20 protein-coding genes are annotated in these 16,739 nt (G+C 65.3%); 8 read left to right on the top strand and 12 right to left on the bottom strand.

The window, feature by feature from the left end; genetic code table 11:
* Positions 1–17 precede the first annotated feature (17 nt).
* The 5 genes from WM2015_RS01850 (at position 18) to WM2015_RS01870 (ending at position 4,653) form a co-directional block, all read left to right on the top strand.
* Positions 18–539, top strand: coding sequence for a YqgE/AlgH family protein (locus WM2015_RS01850; RefSeq protein ID WP_049726934.1), 522 nt, complete (start codon positions 18–20; stop codon positions 537–539).
* Positions 532–978 (top strand): Holliday junction resolvase RuvX, encoded by a 447-nt coding sequence (gene ruvX, locus WM2015_RS01855; protein ID WP_049724441.1) that lies wholly within the window; start codon positions 532–534, stop codon positions 976–978. The genes WM2015_RS01850 and ruvX overlap by 8 nt, the downstream gene beginning before the upstream one ends.
* Positions 965–1,894, top strand: a complete 930-nt coding sequence (locus WM2015_RS01860) for an aspartate carbamoyltransferase catalytic subunit (RefSeq protein ID WP_049724442.1) — start codon at positions 965–967, stop codon at positions 1,892–1,894. The genes ruvX and WM2015_RS01860 overlap by 14 nt, the downstream gene beginning before the upstream one ends.
* Before the next feature lie 121 nt (positions 1,895–2,015).
* On the top strand, positions 2,016–2,714 hold the full coding sequence (trmB, locus tag WM2015_RS01865) for a tRNA (guanosine(46)-N7)-methyltransferase TrmB (RefSeq protein WP_049724443.1): 699 nt from the start codon (positions 2,016–2,018) through the stop codon (positions 2,712–2,714).
* 100 nt (positions 2,715–2,814) lie between these two features.
* A complete protein-coding gene (locus WM2015_RS01870; protein ID WP_211260950.1) occupies positions 2,815–4,653 on the top strand; it encodes an SLC13 family permease in 1,839 nt (612 codons plus the stop codon).
* 88 nt (positions 4,654–4,741) lie between these two features.
* Here the strand turns inward: WM2015_RS01870 and WM2015_RS01875 are convergent, their stop codons facing one another.
* The gene (locus WM2015_RS01875; RefSeq protein WP_049724444.1) at positions 4,742–5,569 is read right to left on the bottom strand and encodes a substrate-binding periplasmic protein; all 828 of its coding nucleotides are present in this window, start codon (positions 5,567–5,569) and stop codon (positions 4,742–4,744) included.
* A gap of 87 nt (positions 5,570–5,656) precedes the next feature.
* Positions 5,657–6,010 (bottom strand): Rieske (2Fe-2S) protein, encoded by a 354-nt coding sequence (locus tag WM2015_RS01880; protein WP_049724445.1) that lies wholly within the window; start codon positions 6,008–6,010, stop codon positions 5,657–5,659.
* A gap of 16 nt (positions 6,011–6,026) precedes the next feature.
* On the opposite strand from WM2015_RS01880, the gene WM2015_RS01885 reads away from it, so the two are divergent.
* The gene (locus WM2015_RS01885; protein WP_049724446.1) at positions 6,027–6,290 is read left to right on the top strand and encodes a hypothetical protein; all 264 of its coding nucleotides are present in this window, start codon (positions 6,027–6,029) and stop codon (positions 6,288–6,290) included.
* A gap of 51 nt (positions 6,291–6,341) precedes the next feature.
* Here the strand turns inward: WM2015_RS01885 and WM2015_RS01890 are convergent, their stop codons facing one another.
* Genes WM2015_RS01890 through WM2015_RS01935 form a run of 10 tightly spaced genes read right to left on the bottom strand, consistent with a single transcriptional unit; the run spans position 6,342 to position 13,762 of the window.
* Positions 6,342–8,024 (bottom strand): Na(+)/H(+) antiporter subunit D, encoded by a 1,683-nt coding sequence (locus tag WM2015_RS01890; RefSeq protein WP_049724447.1) that lies wholly within the window; start codon positions 8,022–8,024, stop codon positions 6,342–6,344.
* Positions 8,017–8,370, bottom strand: coding sequence for a hypothetical protein (locus tag WM2015_RS15710; RefSeq protein ID WP_049724448.1), 354 nt, complete (start codon positions 8,368–8,370; stop codon positions 8,017–8,019). The genes WM2015_RS01890 and WM2015_RS15710 overlap by 8 nt, the downstream gene beginning before the upstream one ends.
* Positions 8,367–9,833 carry a monovalent cation/H+ antiporter subunit D family protein gene (locus WM2015_RS01900; RefSeq protein WP_049724449.1) on the bottom strand — a complete coding sequence of 489 codons (1,467 nt, stop codon included), beginning with the start codon at positions 9,831–9,833 and terminating at the stop codon, positions 8,367–8,369. The genes WM2015_RS15710 and WM2015_RS01900 overlap by 4 nt, the downstream gene beginning before the upstream one ends.
* Positions 9,830–11,302, bottom strand: a complete 1,473-nt coding sequence (locus WM2015_RS01905; protein WP_049724450.1) for a monovalent cation/H+ antiporter subunit D family protein — start codon at positions 11,300–11,302, stop codon at positions 9,830–9,832. The genes WM2015_RS01900 and WM2015_RS01905 overlap by 4 nt, the downstream gene beginning before the upstream one ends.
* Positions 11,299–11,667, bottom strand: coding sequence for a cation:proton antiporter subunit C (locus tag WM2015_RS01910; RefSeq protein WP_049724451.1), 369 nt, complete (start codon positions 11,665–11,667; stop codon positions 11,299–11,301). The genes WM2015_RS01905 and WM2015_RS01910 overlap by 4 nt, the downstream gene beginning before the upstream one ends.
* Positions 11,667–12,110 (bottom strand): Na(+)/H(+) antiporter subunit B, encoded by a 444-nt coding sequence (locus WM2015_RS01915; RefSeq protein WP_049724452.1) that lies wholly within the window; start codon positions 12,108–12,110, stop codon positions 11,667–11,669. The genes WM2015_RS01910 and WM2015_RS01915 overlap by 1 nt, the downstream gene beginning before the upstream one ends.
* The gene (locus WM2015_RS01920; protein ID WP_049726936.1) at positions 12,107–12,661 is read right to left on the bottom strand and encodes a DUF4040 domain-containing protein; all 555 of its coding nucleotides are present in this window, start codon (positions 12,659–12,661) and stop codon (positions 12,107–12,109) included. The genes WM2015_RS01915 and WM2015_RS01920 overlap by 4 nt, the downstream gene beginning before the upstream one ends.
* The gene (gene mnhG, locus WM2015_RS01925; RefSeq protein ID WP_049724453.1) at positions 12,649–12,987 is read right to left on the bottom strand and encodes a monovalent cation/H(+) antiporter subunit G; all 339 of its coding nucleotides are present in this window, start codon (positions 12,985–12,987) and stop codon (positions 12,649–12,651) included. The genes WM2015_RS01920 and mnhG overlap by 13 nt, the downstream gene beginning before the upstream one ends.
* Positions 12,980–13,273, bottom strand: coding sequence for an MrpF/PhaF family protein (locus WM2015_RS01930; RefSeq protein WP_082169349.1), 294 nt, complete (start codon positions 13,271–13,273; stop codon positions 12,980–12,982). The genes mnhG and WM2015_RS01930 overlap by 8 nt, the downstream gene beginning before the upstream one ends.
* Before the next feature lie 3 nt (positions 13,274–13,276).
* A complete protein-coding gene (locus WM2015_RS01935) occupies positions 13,277–13,762 on the bottom strand; it encodes a Na+/H+ antiporter subunit E (RefSeq protein ID WP_082169350.1) in 486 nt (161 codons plus the stop codon).
* Positions 13,763–13,890: 128 nt separating this feature from the next.
* Between WM2015_RS01935 and WM2015_RS01940 the strand changes: the two genes are divergently transcribed.
* Together WM2015_RS01940 and metK are read left to right on the top strand one after the other, a co-directional pair.
* Entirely contained in the window at positions 13,891–15,408 is a 1,518-nt protein-coding gene (locus tag WM2015_RS01940; protein WP_245609796.1) for an AAA family ATPase, read from the top strand.
* A 78-nt stretch (positions 15,409–15,486) separates the two neighbouring features.
* Positions 15,487–16,704, top strand: coding sequence for a methionine adenosyltransferase (metK, locus tag WM2015_RS01945; RefSeq protein ID WP_049724455.1), 1,218 nt, complete (start codon positions 15,487–15,489; stop codon positions 16,702–16,704).
* Positions 16,705–16,739 lie beyond the last annotated feature (35 nt).

The following is a 16,739-nucleotide window of genomic DNA, read 5'->3' on the forward strand; positions in this document are numbered from 1 at the left end:
AACAGTTCCTGATCGCCATGCCGGGCATGGAAGACCCCAATTTCACCCGCGGGGTGACGCTCCTGTGCCAGCACAATGACGAAGGCGCTCTGGGTATCACGATCAATCGCCCCTCCGATTTCACCCTCAAGGACGTGCTCGAGCAGATCGGTATCGAGTGCCACGACGAGTCCCTCGCCGAGCGACGGGTCTATGAGGGTGGTCCGGTGCATCCCGAGCGGGGCTTCGTGCTGCACAGCGGGCGACCCGACTGGGACTCGAGCATGCAGGTGGGCCCGGGTATCGCGGTGACGACCTCGCGCGACATCCTCGAAGCCATCGCCGAAGGCGCGGGTCCCGACAAGTTCCTGCTGGCCCTGGGTTACGCAGGTTGGGGTGCGGGGCAGCTCGAAGACGAGATGCGCGACAACGCCTGGCTGAACGTGATGGCCAGGGCCGAGATCGTGTTCGACCTGCCGGTGGAGCAGCGCTGGGCGAGCGCGGTCGCCAGCCTCGGCATCGACGTCGACAGTCTGCAGCCGGCCGGTGGCCATGCCTGAGCGGACAGGCGGGCCCTGGCTCGCGATCGATTACGGTGAGCGCCTGGTCGGTCTGGCCATGGCCCACCCGATGACCGGCACGGCGCGCCCCCTGCCGCCGCTGCCCAACACCTCCCCCGAGCGGCTCGATCAGGACCTGAGCTCGGTGATCGAGGAGTGGCGCCCGGATCGCATCATCGTCGGTCTGCCCCTGGCCGGTGACGGTGCTGAATCAGCAATGAGCCGCAAGGTGCGCCGCTTTGCCCGCCGCCTCGCCGAGCAGGTGGCGCCCGTCGAAGTCGAGCTCCAGGACGAGCGCATGACCTCGGAGCTGGCGGCCCGCCAGTTTGCGGAGCGCCGTCGTTCCGGTCGCGCTCGTCGCAAGGATGCGGCCAGCCTGGATTCCCTGGCGGCCGCGGTGATTCTCGATGCCTGGATGCGTGACCATGGAATCGTCTGAAATTTCGACCCGACATCTGCTCGATATCGCCGGACTGAGCAATCAGGACATCCGCTGGCTCCTCGATCGCGCACTCGAGCACGCCTCGGGGACGAACAACGCTCGCTGCCCGAATCTCTGCGTGGCCAACCTGTTCTACGAGGCCAGCACGCGAACCCGGGTCAGCTTCGAGCTGGCGGCACGCCGTCTCGGAGCGGACGTCGTCAATATCGAGCTCGCTCGATCGTCCACTCAGAAGGGCGAAACCCTGGTCGATACGGCCGCGACCCTGGCCGCCATGGGCGTCAATGCCCTGGTCCTGCGCCACCCCGACACCGGTGCGGTGGCGGAACTGGCGGGCCAACTGCTGCGACCCATGCACCTGCTCAATGCCGGCGACGGTCAGGGTGAGCATCCCAGCCAGGCCTTGCTGGACGCCGCGACCCTGGAACGCTCCGGCCTGAACTGGCCGGAGGCCAAGCTGAGCATCGTCGGCGATCTCCGTCATTCGCGTGTGGCGCGTTCGAACATCGCCCTGCTGCGCCGGCTCGGCCTGGGCCATCTCTGTCTGGCCGGCCCGTCGGAGTTGTTGCCTGACTGGGTCGATGACGAGCAGGTCGAGGTCTGTGGTTCCCTCGAGCAAGCGCTGCACGATGCCGATGCGGTCATGATGCTGCGGGTGCAGCACGAGCGCATCGACCGCACGGCCTGGCCGGATCCCGCCGACTATGCCCGGCACTGGTGTCTGCGGCCCGAGCATCTCGCGCTGGCCGGACCCGATTGCCGGATTCTGCATCCCGGGCCGATCAACCGAGGCATGGAAATCGATTCGGCCGTTGCCGACGGTCCACGGTCCCTGATCCTGGATCAGGTAGGGATGGGCGTGGCGACGCGAATGGCGATCTTCGAGTGGCTGCTCAAGATGGAAGCAAGCTGAGTCGGCCGAGCTTCCGGCCCCGATTCCTTACGGTGGGGCTTGTACACTACGCGTATGACTATTCTTCTCGCCCGGAACCGGTGCAGGGGCTGCCTCGTCCGGCGGCACGGAGCCCTCGAACATGACTGATGATCAAGACCAGGAACTGGATCAGGTCGGTTGGCCACGGCGCGTTCGAAGCTTCGTGCGCCGGCCGGGTCGCCTGACCCCCGGACAGCAGCGCGCCCTCGACGAGCTCCTTCCGAAATATGGCGTTGCTGCCGACGTTCGCGATCTGCGAGCACTGTTCGAACGCGATGCGCCGCTGGTGGTCGAGATCGGTTGTGGCAATGGCCAGGCCATGGCCTACATGGCGGCCAACGAGCCCGAGTTCGATTTCGTCGGAATCGAAGTGCATGAGCCCGGCGTAGGGCGCCTGCTGAAAGCCATCGATGACCGGGGGCTAAGCAATGTCCGCGTGGCCATGCGCGATGCCGTCGAAGTGCTCGCCGAGCAAGTGGTTCCGGGAAGCCTCGAACAGGTACGGATCTACTTTCCGGATCCCTGGCCGAAGAAGCGCCACCATAAGCGCCGCTTGATCCAGGCGCCCTTCCTCGAGCGTCTCGCCGAGGCACTGCGGCCCGGCGGTCTGCTTCATCTGGCCACGGACTGGACGCCCTATGCCGAGTGGATGCTCGAGGCCCTGGCCGAAGTGGATGCGTTCGAGCTGCTTGGCGATCCGGGCGTGCCCCGGCCCGCCTGGCGGCCGCAGACGCATTTCGAAACGCGTGGACAGCGACGAGGCCATGAGATCGTCGATCTGCTCTGCCGGCGCCGCTGAGTCGAATCGCCGGGAGAAAACCCTGCCCAATGCGCAGGTGATGGGTTAAGGTAATCGGCAAGCACGTCTTTTTCGATAGAAGCGAGGACCCTCTGCGGCCATGGAAGGCAGTCTGACCCTGAGTGGCGACATGATTCTCGTACTCATGTTGCTCGGCTTGACGGTCGTCCTGTTCGCTTTTGAAATCGTCCGCATCGATATCGCCGCGATCTGCATCATGGTGCTGATCGGTCTGTTCGGCCTGGTGCCCGGCGATGAGCTCTTCAATGGCTTTGCCTCGAACGCCGTCATCTCGGTCATCGCCGTGATGATCATCGGTGCGGGACTCGATCGCACCGGCGTGATGAACGTGGTCGCCAACTTCATCGTCAAGGTCGGGGGGCGATCCGAATCCAGGATCATGTCGATGGTCTCGGCGACCGTCGGATTCAGTTCGGCCTTCATGCAGAACACCGGCGCCACGGCGCTGTTCCTGCCCGTGGTCAGCCGCATCTCCGCGCGCCTCGATCTGCCGCTTCCTCGTCTGCTGATGCCGCTGGGTTTCTGCGCCATCGTTGGCGGCACGATCACCATGGTCGGCTCCTCGCCGCTGATCCTCCTCAACGACCTGATCCTGACCTCGAACCGCTCGCTGCCCTCCGGGGCCGAGTCCCTGCAGCAGTTCGGCCTGTTCTCGGTCACGCCGATCGGCCTGGCCCTGCTCGGCGCCAGCATTCTCTATTTCCTCGTGCTCGGCCTGCGTCTCCTGCCTCACACGGAGACCAAGCGGCCGGCGTCGCCGGGTCGAACCAAGAATTACTTCGCCGAGGTCTATGGCATTCAGGGCGATGTCTACGAGATGCTGGTCACCGTGGACTCGCCCCTGGTAGGGATGCGCATTTCCGAGGCCGAGAAGCTCGAGGGAGCACCGCTGTTCCTGGCCATCCAGAACACGGACAAGCCGCGGCTGGCGCCCCCGGCCGACGAGATGATCTGGGTGGGCACGGTGCTGGGTGTGATGGGGACCCGCGACCAGGTCGGTGAGTTCGCGCTGGCCAACGAGCTGCGCCTGCAGCCCCGCCTGAAGACCTTCGGCGCCCTGTTCAATCCGACCCGGGCCGGAATTTCCGAGGTCGTCATTCCGCCGGGCTCGAAGCTGATCGGCCAGACCATTGCCGAAGCCCGCCTACGGTCTCGTATGGGCGTGTCCGTGCTGGCCATCAATCGTCGCAACGACATCATGACCGAAGGGCTCCGCGAGGAACCCCTGCAGGCCGGCGATTGCCTGGTCAGTCATTCGACCTGGCGCGACCTGGCCGCCGTGGCGCGGGACAAGGACTTCATCGTCGCCACCGATATTCCCAAGGAAGAGCAGCGCCCGCAGAAGGTCGGCTATGCGCTCGGCTTCTTCCTGCTGTCGATGGTGCTGATCCTGTTCACCGATTTCCGTCTGTCGATCGCCTTGCTGACCGGCGCCATGGGCATGGTGCTGACCGGGGTGCTGAGCATCGACGAGGCCTATCAGTCGGTCAGCTGGAAGACCGTGTTCCTGATGGCCAGCCTGATTCCACTCGGCTATGCCATGGAAGTGACCGGCACGGCGGCCTGGCTGGCCGAGCAGGTGCTGGGTCTGGTCGGAGGGCTGCCCGGACTGGCCGTCCAGATCCTCCTGGTGGCCCTGGCCACGGTATTCACTCTGGTGATGTCGAACGTCGGTGCGACGGTGCTGCTGGTGCCCATCGCCATCAACCTGGCCCTGGCCACCGATGCCAATCCCGCAGTCTATGCCCTGATCGTGGCCCTGGCGACCTCCAACGCCTTCATCCTGCCGACCCACCCGGTCAACTCCCTGATCATGGGCCCCGGGGGCTACAAGGTGAAGGATTTCATCCGCGTCGGTGGCCTGATGAGCCTCCTGTACACGGTCGTGATGCTGGCGATGGTCAACCTGGTCCACTAAGGACGGTCTGACCCTGCCCGGTTGGAGCGGGTAGGGTTGTTCAGGGCTTCCCCAGATGATGATGCTTGGGGCCAGAGGCCCCGAGCACTCAGTTCAGGTAGCGCTCCAGCAGTGCCGCGTAGCTGCCGTCGTCCTTCATCGCCTGTAGCGCGGCATTGACTGCCTCGACCTGTTCGTCGGCCACGCTCTGACGGCTGAACAGGAGTTGCACTTCACCGGAACCGAAGTCCAGGTCCAGGGGCTCGATCGCCTCGCCGGCGCTGCGTCGCCGCTGGATGGCGGCGGCCACGAAGGGGTCCTCGAAGAAGCCGTCGATCCGGTAGTCGAGCAAGGCATTGAAGTTCAGCTCACCGATCGGGGCTTCGATGAACTGCCCTTCGAAGCGGGGGTCGGACTGCAGCGCCGAGATCGCCTCTGGATAGACATAGCCTTGCGTGATGCCGGCGCGGAATCCGTCCTCGAGCAAGGTCTCGAGCGGGCGTCCGGCCCAGCGATCGAGCTCGTCGCCGCGCACGAACAGGGCGAAGCGTTCCTCCCGATAGGGGATAGAGAAGCGCGCGAAGGATTCGCGCTCCGGAGTGCGGGTGGCGCCCGCCAGCACATCGAGCCCACCGCTTTGCAGCTGGTGCAGCAGGTCGGCCCAATTGCCTTGCACGAGGTCGAACTGACAGCCGATCCGCTCACCGATCATGCGCACCAGCTCGACGTCCAGGCCCTGCACGGAACCGCCGGCAGCCGAGAAGTGGTACGGCTCCCAGGGGTCCCAGCCCATCGAGAGATGGCATTCGGGGGCGGATCGAGATTCGGCCGCGGCCGTTGTGCTTTCGGCTTCGGGGGCGGGCTCGCTGGCCGGCTGGCAAGCGGCGAGGCTCAGGGCCACAAGAGAGGCCAGAAGAAGGGCTGAGAAATGGCGCATGGCATCGACTCCCGTTCGGCATGCTCTGCGCCTACTGTAGCTCAGCGCTCCCATGATCGGCAAACGCGACGGCGCCGTGACCCGGGCTCAGCCCTCGGGAGCGCAGGGTTCCAGCTGGATTCGTCCGTCGAGTTCTCGCACCTCGACGGGAGTAAGCGACGCGTTTCGGCAGGGTCCGGAGACGCAAAGGCCCGCGTCGGGCTCGAACACCGCTCCGTGGGCGGCGCAGACCAGCTGTCCCTGATCGTCCTTGAGGAACTGGTTCGGTGCCCAGTTGAGGGGGCGGCCCTGGTGCGGGCAGCTGTTCATCCAGACGCGAGGCTCGCCTCGATGGCGGGTGCCGACCATGAACATCGGGCCCCGATCCATGTCGATCTGCAGTTCGACATACTGGCCTTCGACCAGTTGATTCGAATCACAGAGGAACTTGGCTTCGTCCACGCAGTCTTCCCTAGGTATGAATGATCCTTTCCGGCAATTCTATCAGCCGCCACAGAGTCCCCTGGCCCGCTTCGGTCTGGTGCTGCTCGGTCTGGCGATTCTTGGTCTCAGCCTGATGCTCGGCCTGGTCTTTCTCGCCGTGGCGGCGGGCCTGGCCATCATCGGCGGAGTCGTGCTGACCCTGCGCCGCTGGTTGGGAATGGGCGGCAACAAGCCGGCCCAGGATCAGACCATCGACGTCGAGTATCGAGTCATTCGCAGAGAGCGACGGAACGACTGACGCTCCGCCGGATGAGCCGCGCTGCTGCCTCTGCCAGCGCGGATCCGGGCCTCAGACCAATAGGCTCAGCACCAGGAACGCTGCCAGGACCACGGCCATCCAGAAGGCGGTGTGACCCATTGGCGCTCGGCTCGAGAAATACCGGTAGCTGTTCTGACGAAGACCGGCGACGATCACGCTGCCGGCACTCAGTCCCATTCGCACCAGTGCTTCCCTCGCCCGCCCCAGGGCCCGATCGATCTTGCCCGACAGCGCCGGAATCGCGCGGCGGTAGATCCAGTCAACGTCGAGGCTGACGGTCTCGGTGCGCTTCATCAGGGGCAGCAGCACGAAGAAGGCCAGGCCGGCGAACAGCAGCAGCTGCAGCTGGGTGACGACGTGGTCAGCGGTGTAGGGCACGTAGTCGACCGGGTAGGGCAGCAGGCTGTAGAGCAGCTGCGGGAAGACTCCGAGCACGATGCAGCCGGCCGCGAACAGGATCATCGCGATGCGCATGTTCCAGGGCGCCTCGGGCGGGCGCAGGCCCGAGTCCTTCTGGAAGAACACGAACCAGGGGAACTTGATGCCGGCGTGCAGGAAGACACCCGCCGAGGCGGCCACCAGCAGGAACCAGACCACGCTCAGATGCTCGTAGGCGGCCGAGGACGAGATCATCGACTTGGAAATGAAGCCCGAGGTCCAGGGGAAGGACGAGATCGCCAGGGCGCCGATCGTGCCGCAGATCGTGGTCAGCGGCATGGTCCGGAACAGGCCGCCGAGCTCGGAGCACTTGCGCACGCCGGTCTGGTAGAGCACGGCACCGGCGCTCATGAACAGCAGGGCCTTGTAGATGATGTGGGTAAAGGCGTGGGCAGCGGCGCCGTTGAGGGCCAGCTCGGTGCCGATGCCGATACCCGTGACCATGAATCCGACCTGGTTGACGATCGAATAACTGAGAATCCGACGCATATCGTTTTCGAGCAGCGCGAAGATGATCCCGTAGAAGATCATGAACAGGCCGATCCAGATCAGCAGGGGCTGGCCCGGGAACAGCAGGATCAGGGCCAGCACCGCGGTCTTGGTCGTGAAGGCCGACAGGAACACCCCGCCCATGGGGCTGGATTCCGGGTAGGCGTCGGCCAGCCAGGCGCTGATCGGCGGCGCGGCGGCGTTGATCAGCACACCGATGAAGATCATCCAGGTGGCGAAGCTGTCCAGGGTCAGGGCCTGGATCTCCAGTGAGCCGGTGGCGACGTAGAACCCTTCGATACCGATCTTGAGGATGATGCCGCCGACCAGGTGGATGATGGCGTAGCGGATGCCCGCGGCACGGGCCGTTTCCGTGCCGCCGCACCAGACCACCACCGTGGAGAACAGGGCCATCAGCTCCCAGAAGATGAACAGGGTGATCAGGTCGCCGGCAAAGCTGACGCCGATGGCGCCGGAAGCGTACATCAGTGCGGCCGATAGCTCGTGCCATTTCGACTGGCGGAAGGCGAACAGCACGCCGCCGAAGCCCATGATCGCGAAGACGGTGGCGAACAGGCGGCGCAAGTCGCTGCCCTCGACCATCTGGATCTCGTAGCCCAGGAAGGTGGTGGTCAGCTGGACGCCATCGGGCACCTGCCAAACGGCATACAGGGTGATCAGCGGGGTGATCAGTGCCAGCACCGGGCGAATGGCCTCGCGCGACAGGGCGACGACCAGGGCGCCGGTGATCATCACGAAGGCCGGTGGCATGACGAACTCAAACATTGCCCGGAGTCTCCTTGCCCTGCTTGATCGCTTCTTCGAGGTCCTCGTCGAGCGCGCTCGGTGCCAGTTGGGTCGGTTCGATGTAGTAGTCGTCCGGGCGCTTGAGCCACCAGCCCAGCACCTTGGCAAACAGCACCATGGCCACGCAGCTCAGGAAGCCGTAGGCCGCATAGAAGCCGGGCCAGCCATCGACGCCGAAATGGGCGTGCACGTGCACCCACCGCTGGGCCACGACGGTCAGGGCCAGGATCACGCCGAATACCCACCACAGGATGCGGATGGTGCGCGGCTGAACCAGCCAGTGCTTGGCGCCCTCGCGCAGGGCCTGTTCGCGATCCTGGCTCATGGGGCGACCTCGAGAATGCGGGTTTCGATGTCCACGATGGGTCCGTTCAGTACGAAGAAGGCCAGCACCAGGACCGCGGTGACGCACAGAGCGGTCACCATCGGCCAGGGCGCTTCACCATGGTCGATCTCGGGCCGTTCGTCCTCGGGCCGGAAGAAGGCGCGGAAGACGATCGGCAGGAAGTAGGCGGCGTTCAGGCCGGTGGAGAGCATCAGCACCGCCAGGGTGAAGTAGCTCTCGACCTGGAAGGCGCCGGCGATGATGTACCACTTCGACACGAAGCCGGCGGTCGGCGGCACGCCGATCATCGACAGGGCACCGATCGTGAAGGCAATCATGGTCAGGGGCATGCGCAGGCCGATGCCGCGCAGCTGGTCGACCCGGGTCTTCTTCGAGGCGATGTAGATCGCGCCGGCGCAGAAGAACAGGGTGATCTTGCCGAAGGCGTGCGCCACGATGTGCACCGCCGCGCCGATCTCGGCGAAGGGCGCCAGCACCAGGGCGGCCATGACGATGTAGCTCAACTGGCTGATCGTCGAGTAAGCGAGCATGCGCTTGATCTCGACCTGCTTCAGGGCGATGACCGAACCGGCCACGACCGTGAAGCCGGCCAGATAGATGAGGTATTTCTCCAGCGGGACTTCGGCCAGGAAGTCCAGGCCGAAGATGTAGATCACGACCTTGGTGATGGTGAATACCCCCGCCTTGACGACGGCCACGGCGTGCAGCAGGGCCGAGACCGGCGTCGGCGCGACCATGGCGGCGGGCAGCCAGCGATGCACGGGCATGACGGCGGCCTTGCCGACGCCGAGCACGAACATCGCCAGCAGGATGGCGGCGCTGCCCGGACCCATCAGGCCGTAGAGGATGCCGCCCTGGGTGAAGTCGACGGTGCCGGCCACGGACCAGGTCCAGATGATCGCCGGCAGCAGCAGGCCGATCGAGGTCACCAGCAGCACGCCCAGATAGGTGCGTCCACCGGCGCGGGCGGCGTCGTTCTGCTTGTGGGTCACCAGCGGCCAGGTACTGATCGTCAGCACTTCGTAGAAGATGAACAGGGTCAGCAGGTTGCCGGCGGTGGCCACGCCCATCGCGCCGCTGATGGCGATCGCGAAGAAGACGTAGAAGCTGGTCTGGCGAGGCTCCTTGTTGCCGCGCATGTAGCCGATGGCGTAGACCGAGGTCACGAACCACAGCAGGCTGGCCAGCAGGGCGAAGATCAGGCCCAGGGGTTCGAGGTTGAAGGCGATCGCCAGGCCGGGTACCGGTTCGGCCACGGTCAGGCCGACCTCGAAGCGGTCGACGACCGGCCGGATCAGCTGGGTGGCCAGGCCGAACAGGGTGGCCGCCGTGGTCAGGGTGACGCCTTCGCGGATGTTGGGCCAGCGCCCGGTCAACGCGATCAGTACCGCGCCGATCAGGGGTGTCAGGATCAGCGCGGGGATCAGCAGGTTCGGGTTCATGGCTGGCCTCCGAGCAGGATGCGGGCCCCTTCATAGGCCACGTCCAGGGTCAGTCGCGTATCGATGCCGAAGTAGAAATTGGCGACGATCAGGATCCACATCGGCAGCAGCAGGCCGAGGCGCGCCTCACGCACGGGAGGCCGGCCTTCGGGTGCCGGCTTCAGCCAGGCGGCTTCGGCCACCTTGCCGATGTACATGACGGCCAGCAGCGAGCCGATCAGCACGACGGCGACGGCCAGCCAGAGACCTTGAGCGATGGCGGCCTCGATCAGCACCCACTTGCTGATGAAGCCGGCGGTCAGCGGCACGCCGATCAGACTCAGTCCCGCCAGCACGAAGGCCAGCATCGTCAGGGGCATCTGACGGCCCAGGCCCTGGAAGGCTTCGATGCGCGCCGAGCCGGTCTGGTAGATCACCGTGCAGACGCACATGAACAGGGCCGCCTTGATCACCGCGTGGTTGAACAGATGGACCAGGCCCGCGGCCAGGCCGGTGACCGACAGCAGACTGATGGCCAGGATGATGTAGCCGACCTGTGCCACGCTGGAATAGGCCAGCAGGCGCTTGACGTTGTCCTGCTCGATGGCCCAGACCGAGGGCAGCAGGATGCCGACCAGGCCGAGGATGAAGAAGATTTCACCGTAGGGCATGGACGAGGCGAAATCGACCCCGAAGACGGTGAAGACCAGGCGCAGGACCACGTAGACGGCCACCTTCGTGGCGGTCGACGACAGGAACACCGTGATCGCCGAGGGCGCGTTGGCGTAGGCGCCGGGCAGCCAGCGATGCAGCGGGAACAGGGCCAGCTTGACGCCCACCCCGACCAGGATGAAGCCGAAGGCCGCCTGGACGGCCCGCGTGTCGGCGACCTCGGGCAGGCGCTCGGCAAGGTCGAGCATGTTCAGGGTGCCGGTCATGATGTAGATCAGACCGACCCCGATCAGGTAGAAGGTCGCGCCCAGGGTGCCCATGATCAGATAGCGGAAGGCCGACAGCGGCGCGGCCTTCGCTCGACCCTGGGCGACCAGGGCGTAGGTCGACAGCGAGGAGATTTCCAGGAACACGAACAGGTTGAACGCGTCCCCGGTCATGGTCATGCCCATCAGGCCGGAGAAGGCGAGCAGGAACAGGGCGTAGAACAGGCCCTGGTTCTCGGGCACTTCCTGGTTCACGCTGATCCGCGCCCAGGGCAGGATCACCACGGCCATCACGCTGACCAGCAGGCCGATGAAGCCGTTGACCGCATCGGTCCGGAATTCGATGCCGATCGGCGGGGCCCATTGACCGAAGGCGTAGCGGATCGGTTCGTCGATCGCCGCGGGCAGCACCTGGGCCATGATCACGGCCGAGCACAGGGTGGCCAGCATGGCCAGCAGCCAGGGCAGGAAGCGACCGGGCAGCAGCGCGCATATCGGTGCGGCGATCAGCGGCACCAGCACGCTGAAGGGCATCAGTTCATTCAGGGTCATCGGGCCGGCTCGTCGTCGATGGGATCGTCTTCGCTCAGTTCATCGTCTTCGATCGAACCGAAGTTCTCGCGCACGCGGACCGCCAGGGCCAGGCCCACGGCCGTGGTCGCGATGCCGACCACGATGGCGGTCAGGATCAGGACGTGAGGCAGCGGGTTGGAATAGACCTCCACCCCCTCGCGCAGGATCGGGGTCGAACCGCCGAGAATCTTGCCCGCCGAGATGAACATGATGAACACGGAGGTCTGGAACAGGTTCAGACCCATGATCTTCTTGGCCATGTTGCCGCGGGCGACAACGGCGTAGAAGCCGATCATCATCAGCACCACGACCACCCAGTAGTTGAAGTGTCCCAACCAGCCCATCAGCCTTGCTCCTCGGAGTCGGTCAGCAGCTCGCGCCGGCGGACGAACAGGGTGAAGATCAGCATGACCACGGTGGCGACGGTGATGCCGATGCCGAATTCGACGGTGATGATGCCGAACTGCTGGGCCGCCTTCGGATCGTCCAGCAGCGGCGTGTACTCGAGAAAATGCCCACCCATGAGCACGCCGGCGATGCCGACGGCGCAGTAGAGCATGACCCCGACGAGCATCAGCACGTACATGGCTCGCTCGGGAATGACGTCGAGGGCCGCGTCCAGGCCATAGATCAGCACGAACAGGATCCAGGCGGCGGCGAACACCACACCCGCCTGGAATCCGCCGCCGGGCGAATACTCGCCGTGGAACTGGATGTACAGGGCGAACAGCATGATCAGCGGGATCAGGAAACGCGCGACGATGCGCAGAATGCCGTTTTCTCTCACTCTCGCGACTCCTTGCGGCGCTGCGGCCGGCGCCGGCGCGTGGCCAGCAACGAGTACACGGCCAGGCCGGCGGTCAGGATCACGAAGCCCTCGCCCAGGGTATCGATCGAACGATAGCTGGCCAGGACCGCGGCAACGATGTTGGGCACGCCCATGTCGTTGTAGGTTTCATTGATGTAATAGGGCGCGACGTGGGTCTGGATCGGATTGTCGGCCCGGCCGAATTCCGGGAAGTCGGCGGTGGCATAGATCAGCACGGCGCCGGTGATCACCACGATGGCCAGGGCCGGCCAGTTCGAGCGCGTCGGCGGCGCTTCCTGTCGCGGCACCAGGGCCAGCAAGGCGAGCACCAGGATGGTCGAGATGCCGGCACCGACGGCGGCCTCGGTCAGGGCCACGTCACCGGCGTCGAGCACGGTGAACAGCGCCGCCGAGAGCAGGGAATAGATGGCGAACAGCATGGCCGCCGTGAACAGGTCACGGCTGCGCACCACCGCCACGGCGATGATGATCAGGAAGATCAGCAGGCCGATGTCGATCAGGGTTTCGATGACGGCGTCCTCCGGGTTTCGGCGTCGACCTTCGGCTCCACACCGTCGACCAGGGCCGCGCGCGCCAGGGCATGGCTGGCGGTCGGTGCGGTGAACAGCAGGAACAGCAGAATCAGCGCCAGCTTGAGGGTCAGGATGCTGAAGCCCGCCTGCAGGATCAGGCCGCCGACGATCAGCAGGGCGCACAGGGTGTCGGCCACGCCGGCCGCATGCAGTCGCGTGTAGAAGTCGGGGAAGCGGACCAGGCCGAGACCGCCGATCACTCCGAAGGCGCCGCCGGTCAGCAGCAGGATCCAGGACAGGATGTCGATCGCCAGCTCAGCCATCGGTGATGTCTCCTTCGCCGGCTTCACCGAGGTCGCCCATCTTGACGAGCTTGAGCACGGCGACCACGGCGATGAAGTTGATCAGGGCGTAGACCAGGGCAACGTCGACCAGGTCGGCGTGCCCGGTGATCAGGGTGATCAGGGCGACCACCAGCACGGTCTTCGTGCCGAACACGTTCACGGCCAGGATGCGGTCGTAGATGGTCGGGCCCTTGAGGGCTCGAGCCAGTGCCAGGGCCATGGTCGTGAAGACCAGCAGAGTGGTCAGGACAAGCACGGTGTTCATGGACTACTTTGCCCCTTGGTCGTGTTGTTCGAGCCAGGCGATGCGTGCGGCCATGTGGCCGGCTTGCAGATCCTCGGCCGAGCCCGCGTCGAGCACGTGTGCGGTCAACTCATCGGGTTCGAGCTGGAGCGTCACGGTGCCCGGTGTCAGGGTGCAGGAGTTGGCATAGGTGACCTTGGCGACCTTGCTCTCGAGCGGCACCGGCACGCGTACGATCTGCGGACGGATCCGAGCCGGATTCAGGACCAGCTTGGCAACCGTCAAATTGGCCTTGATGATCTGGCCGACCAGCCAGGCCCAGTAGACCGGCAGGCGCCAGGAGTACAGCGCAGGGTTGTGCTCTACGCCCACCACGTCCATCCGTCGCGATAGCCAGACCACCACGAGGACCGATGCGGCACCGAGCATGAACATCAGCGGCTTGTAGACACCGGAGATGCCGAGCCACAGGGCGGCCAACAACAGAGAGAGTGAGATTAGGTAGCGCATAAGCCGTCAATATTACCAACACCGATGTGATTATCCAAAACATTCGGACCCGTTTCGGCCCCGGTCTCGGGCACAATGAAGGGCGATCCGAGGGGGATTCTTATTAATAGATCGATGGAGCTTGAGACTTGAAGGAGCTGGATTTTCTGCCCGATGCGCCGGTCAACCCGGCCGAGCTGGCCTCACTGGCCTCGATGATCCGGGCCGGCACCCCCCTGATCGTGATCGAGAGCCATGATGAGCCGCATGCGCATGCGCTGTTCATGGCCCTCCGGCACCAGATGCACCGACCGGTCCTGATCTGGACGGCCACGCGGGGCCTGGTGCGGGCCGACCGGGATCTGGTGATGGCCCCGGACTTCGCGGATGCCGGCAAGGCGCTGGCCCATATCGCCCAGCGCAGCGATCGGGCCCTCGTCCTGCTGATGGACTTCCACCCCTACCTGGACGACCCGGTGATCGTGCGCCAGCTCCGTGAGATCGGGCGCCGCGCCGACGACCGACAGGCACCGACCGTGGTGCTGATCAGTCCCGAGATCACGCTTCCGCCGGAGCTGACCGCCCTGTCCCGGCGCTTCGACCTGCAGGCCCCCGAGCCCGCCACCCTCGAAGCCATGGTGCGCGCGGAGGCAAGCCGCTGGGGCAACGAGCGTGGCCTGAAGCCCGCCGAGATCTGCGAAGAGGCTCTGGTGCAGCTGATCAACAACCTGCAGGGCCTGACGATGAAGGATGCCCGTCGCCTGGCCCGCAATGCCATCTTCGACGATGGCGTGCTCGATCACAGCGATCTGAAGCCGGTGATGCAGGCCAAGTTCGAATTGCTCGATCCCGGGGGCGTGCTGAACTTCGAGCTGGAAACCGCCCGCTTCAGCGAGGTGGCCGGTCTCGCCAATCTGCGTCGCTGGCTGGAGCTGCGGGCCGGCGTTTTCCGCTCGGCCGAGGCGCCGCCGGGGCTCGATCCACCGCGGGGGATGCTGCTGTTGGGGGTCCAGGGCTGCGGCAAGTCCCTGGCGGCACGCGCCGCGGCCGGCCTGTTCGGGGTGCCCTTGCTGCACCTCGACTTCGCGACCCTGTTCGATCGCTACCACGGCCAGAGCGAGCGCAACCTTCGTCAATCCCTCAAGGCGGCCGAACTGATGGCGCCCTGTGTGATGTGGATCGACGAGATCGAGAAGGGCCTGGCGACCTCGGACAGCGACGGCGGAACCTCGCGGCGGATGCTCGGGAGTTTCCTGACCTGGCTGTCCGAGCATCGCTCGCGAGTGTTCGTGGCGGCCACCGCCAACGACATCAGTCGCCTGCCGCCCGAGTTGATGCGCAAGGGACGCTTCGACGAGGTGTTCTTCGTCGATCTGCCGGAGCGCGCCACCCGGGCCGAGATCATGGCGATCCACCTTCGCCGGCGCGAGCTCAAGCCCGAGCTCTATCCCCTCGATCGTCTGGCCGAAGCCACGGAAGGGTTTTCCGGCGCGGAGCTCGAACACCTGGTCGTCTCCGCGCTGTACGTGGCCCATGCCCAGGGCGTGACCCTGGCCATGGAGCATCTGAGCGAGGAACTCGCCCGGACGCGACCCCTGTCGGTCCTTCGGGGCGAGTCGATCGCGTCGCTCCGAGCCTGGGCGAGGGAGCGGGCCGTGCCCGCATGACGGTGCCTTGATGCAATGCGCCGCGCCCTGCGGTACACTATATATCTCTCTATCCTGATCAAAAGATACATTCCGACCATGAGCGCCTATCTGTTTACCTCCGAATCCGTCTCGGAAGGGCATCCGGACAAGCTGGCCGACCAGATTTCCGATGCCATTCTCGATGCCATCCTCACCCAGGACCAGCACGCCCGCGTGGCCTGCGAGACTTTCATCAAGACCGGCGCCGTCGTGGTCGGTGGTGAAATCAGCACCACGGCCTGGGTCGATCTCGAAGAACTGATCCGCCAGGTCGTCGTGGATGTGGGCTACGACTCGTCCCGCGTCGGCTTCGACGGCAATACCTGCTCGGTCATCAACATGATCGGCAAGCAGTCGCCGGACATCGCCCAGGGCGTCGACCGCGAGATCCCGGAAAACCAGGGTGCCGGTGACCAGGGCCTGATGTTCGGCTACGCCTCGAACGAGACCGACGTCCTGATGCCGGCCCCGATCTTCTACGCCCACCGCCTGGTCGAGCAGCAGACCCGGCTTCGCAAGCAGGCCGACAATCCCTTGCCCTGGCTGCGTCCGGACGCCAAGAGCCAGGTCACCCTGCGCTACGAGGACGGCAAGCCGGTGGCCATCGACGCCGTCGTCCTGTCGACCCAGCACGACGAGGACGTCAGCCTCGAGGACATCCGTGCGGGCGTGCGCAAGCACATCATCGATCCGGTGCTGCCGGCCGATTGGCTGCACGAGGGCACTCTGTACCACATCAACCCGACCGGCAAGTTCGTCATCGGGGGCCCGGTGGGCGACGCCGGCCTGACCGGCCGCAAGATCATCGTCGACACCTATGGCGGCATGGCCCGCCATGGCGGCGGTGCCTTCTCCGGCAAGGATCCGTCCAAGGTCGACCGTTCCGCCGCCTATGCCGCACGCTACGTGGCCAAGAACGTGGTGGCCGCCGGCCTGGCCGATAAGTGCGAACTCCAGGTCAGCTATGCCATCGGCGTCGCCGAGCCGACCTCGGTCTCGGTGACCACCTTCGGCACCAACAAGATCCCCGAGGAGCGCATCGAGGCCCTGATCCGCGAGCATTTCGATCTGCGCCCCTACGGCATTCTCAAGGCCCTGGATCTGCTCCACCCGATGTACCGTCAGACCGCGACGCATGGTCACTTCGGCCGCGAGCCGGTGTTGACCTCGGCCAAGGTCATCCGTGACGGCAAGCAGGTCGAAGAGCAGTTCACGACCTTCAGCTGGGAGCGCACGGACAAGGCCGATGCCCTTCGCGCTGCCGCCGGACTCTGATCTCAAGCCTTCAACCCATACCGAATTCGAAAGAG

The organism is Wenzhouxiangella marina (assembly GCF_001187785.1).
Lineage (GTDB): Bacteria > Pseudomonadota > Gammaproteobacteria > Xanthomonadales > Wenzhouxiangellaceae > Wenzhouxiangella > Wenzhouxiangella marina.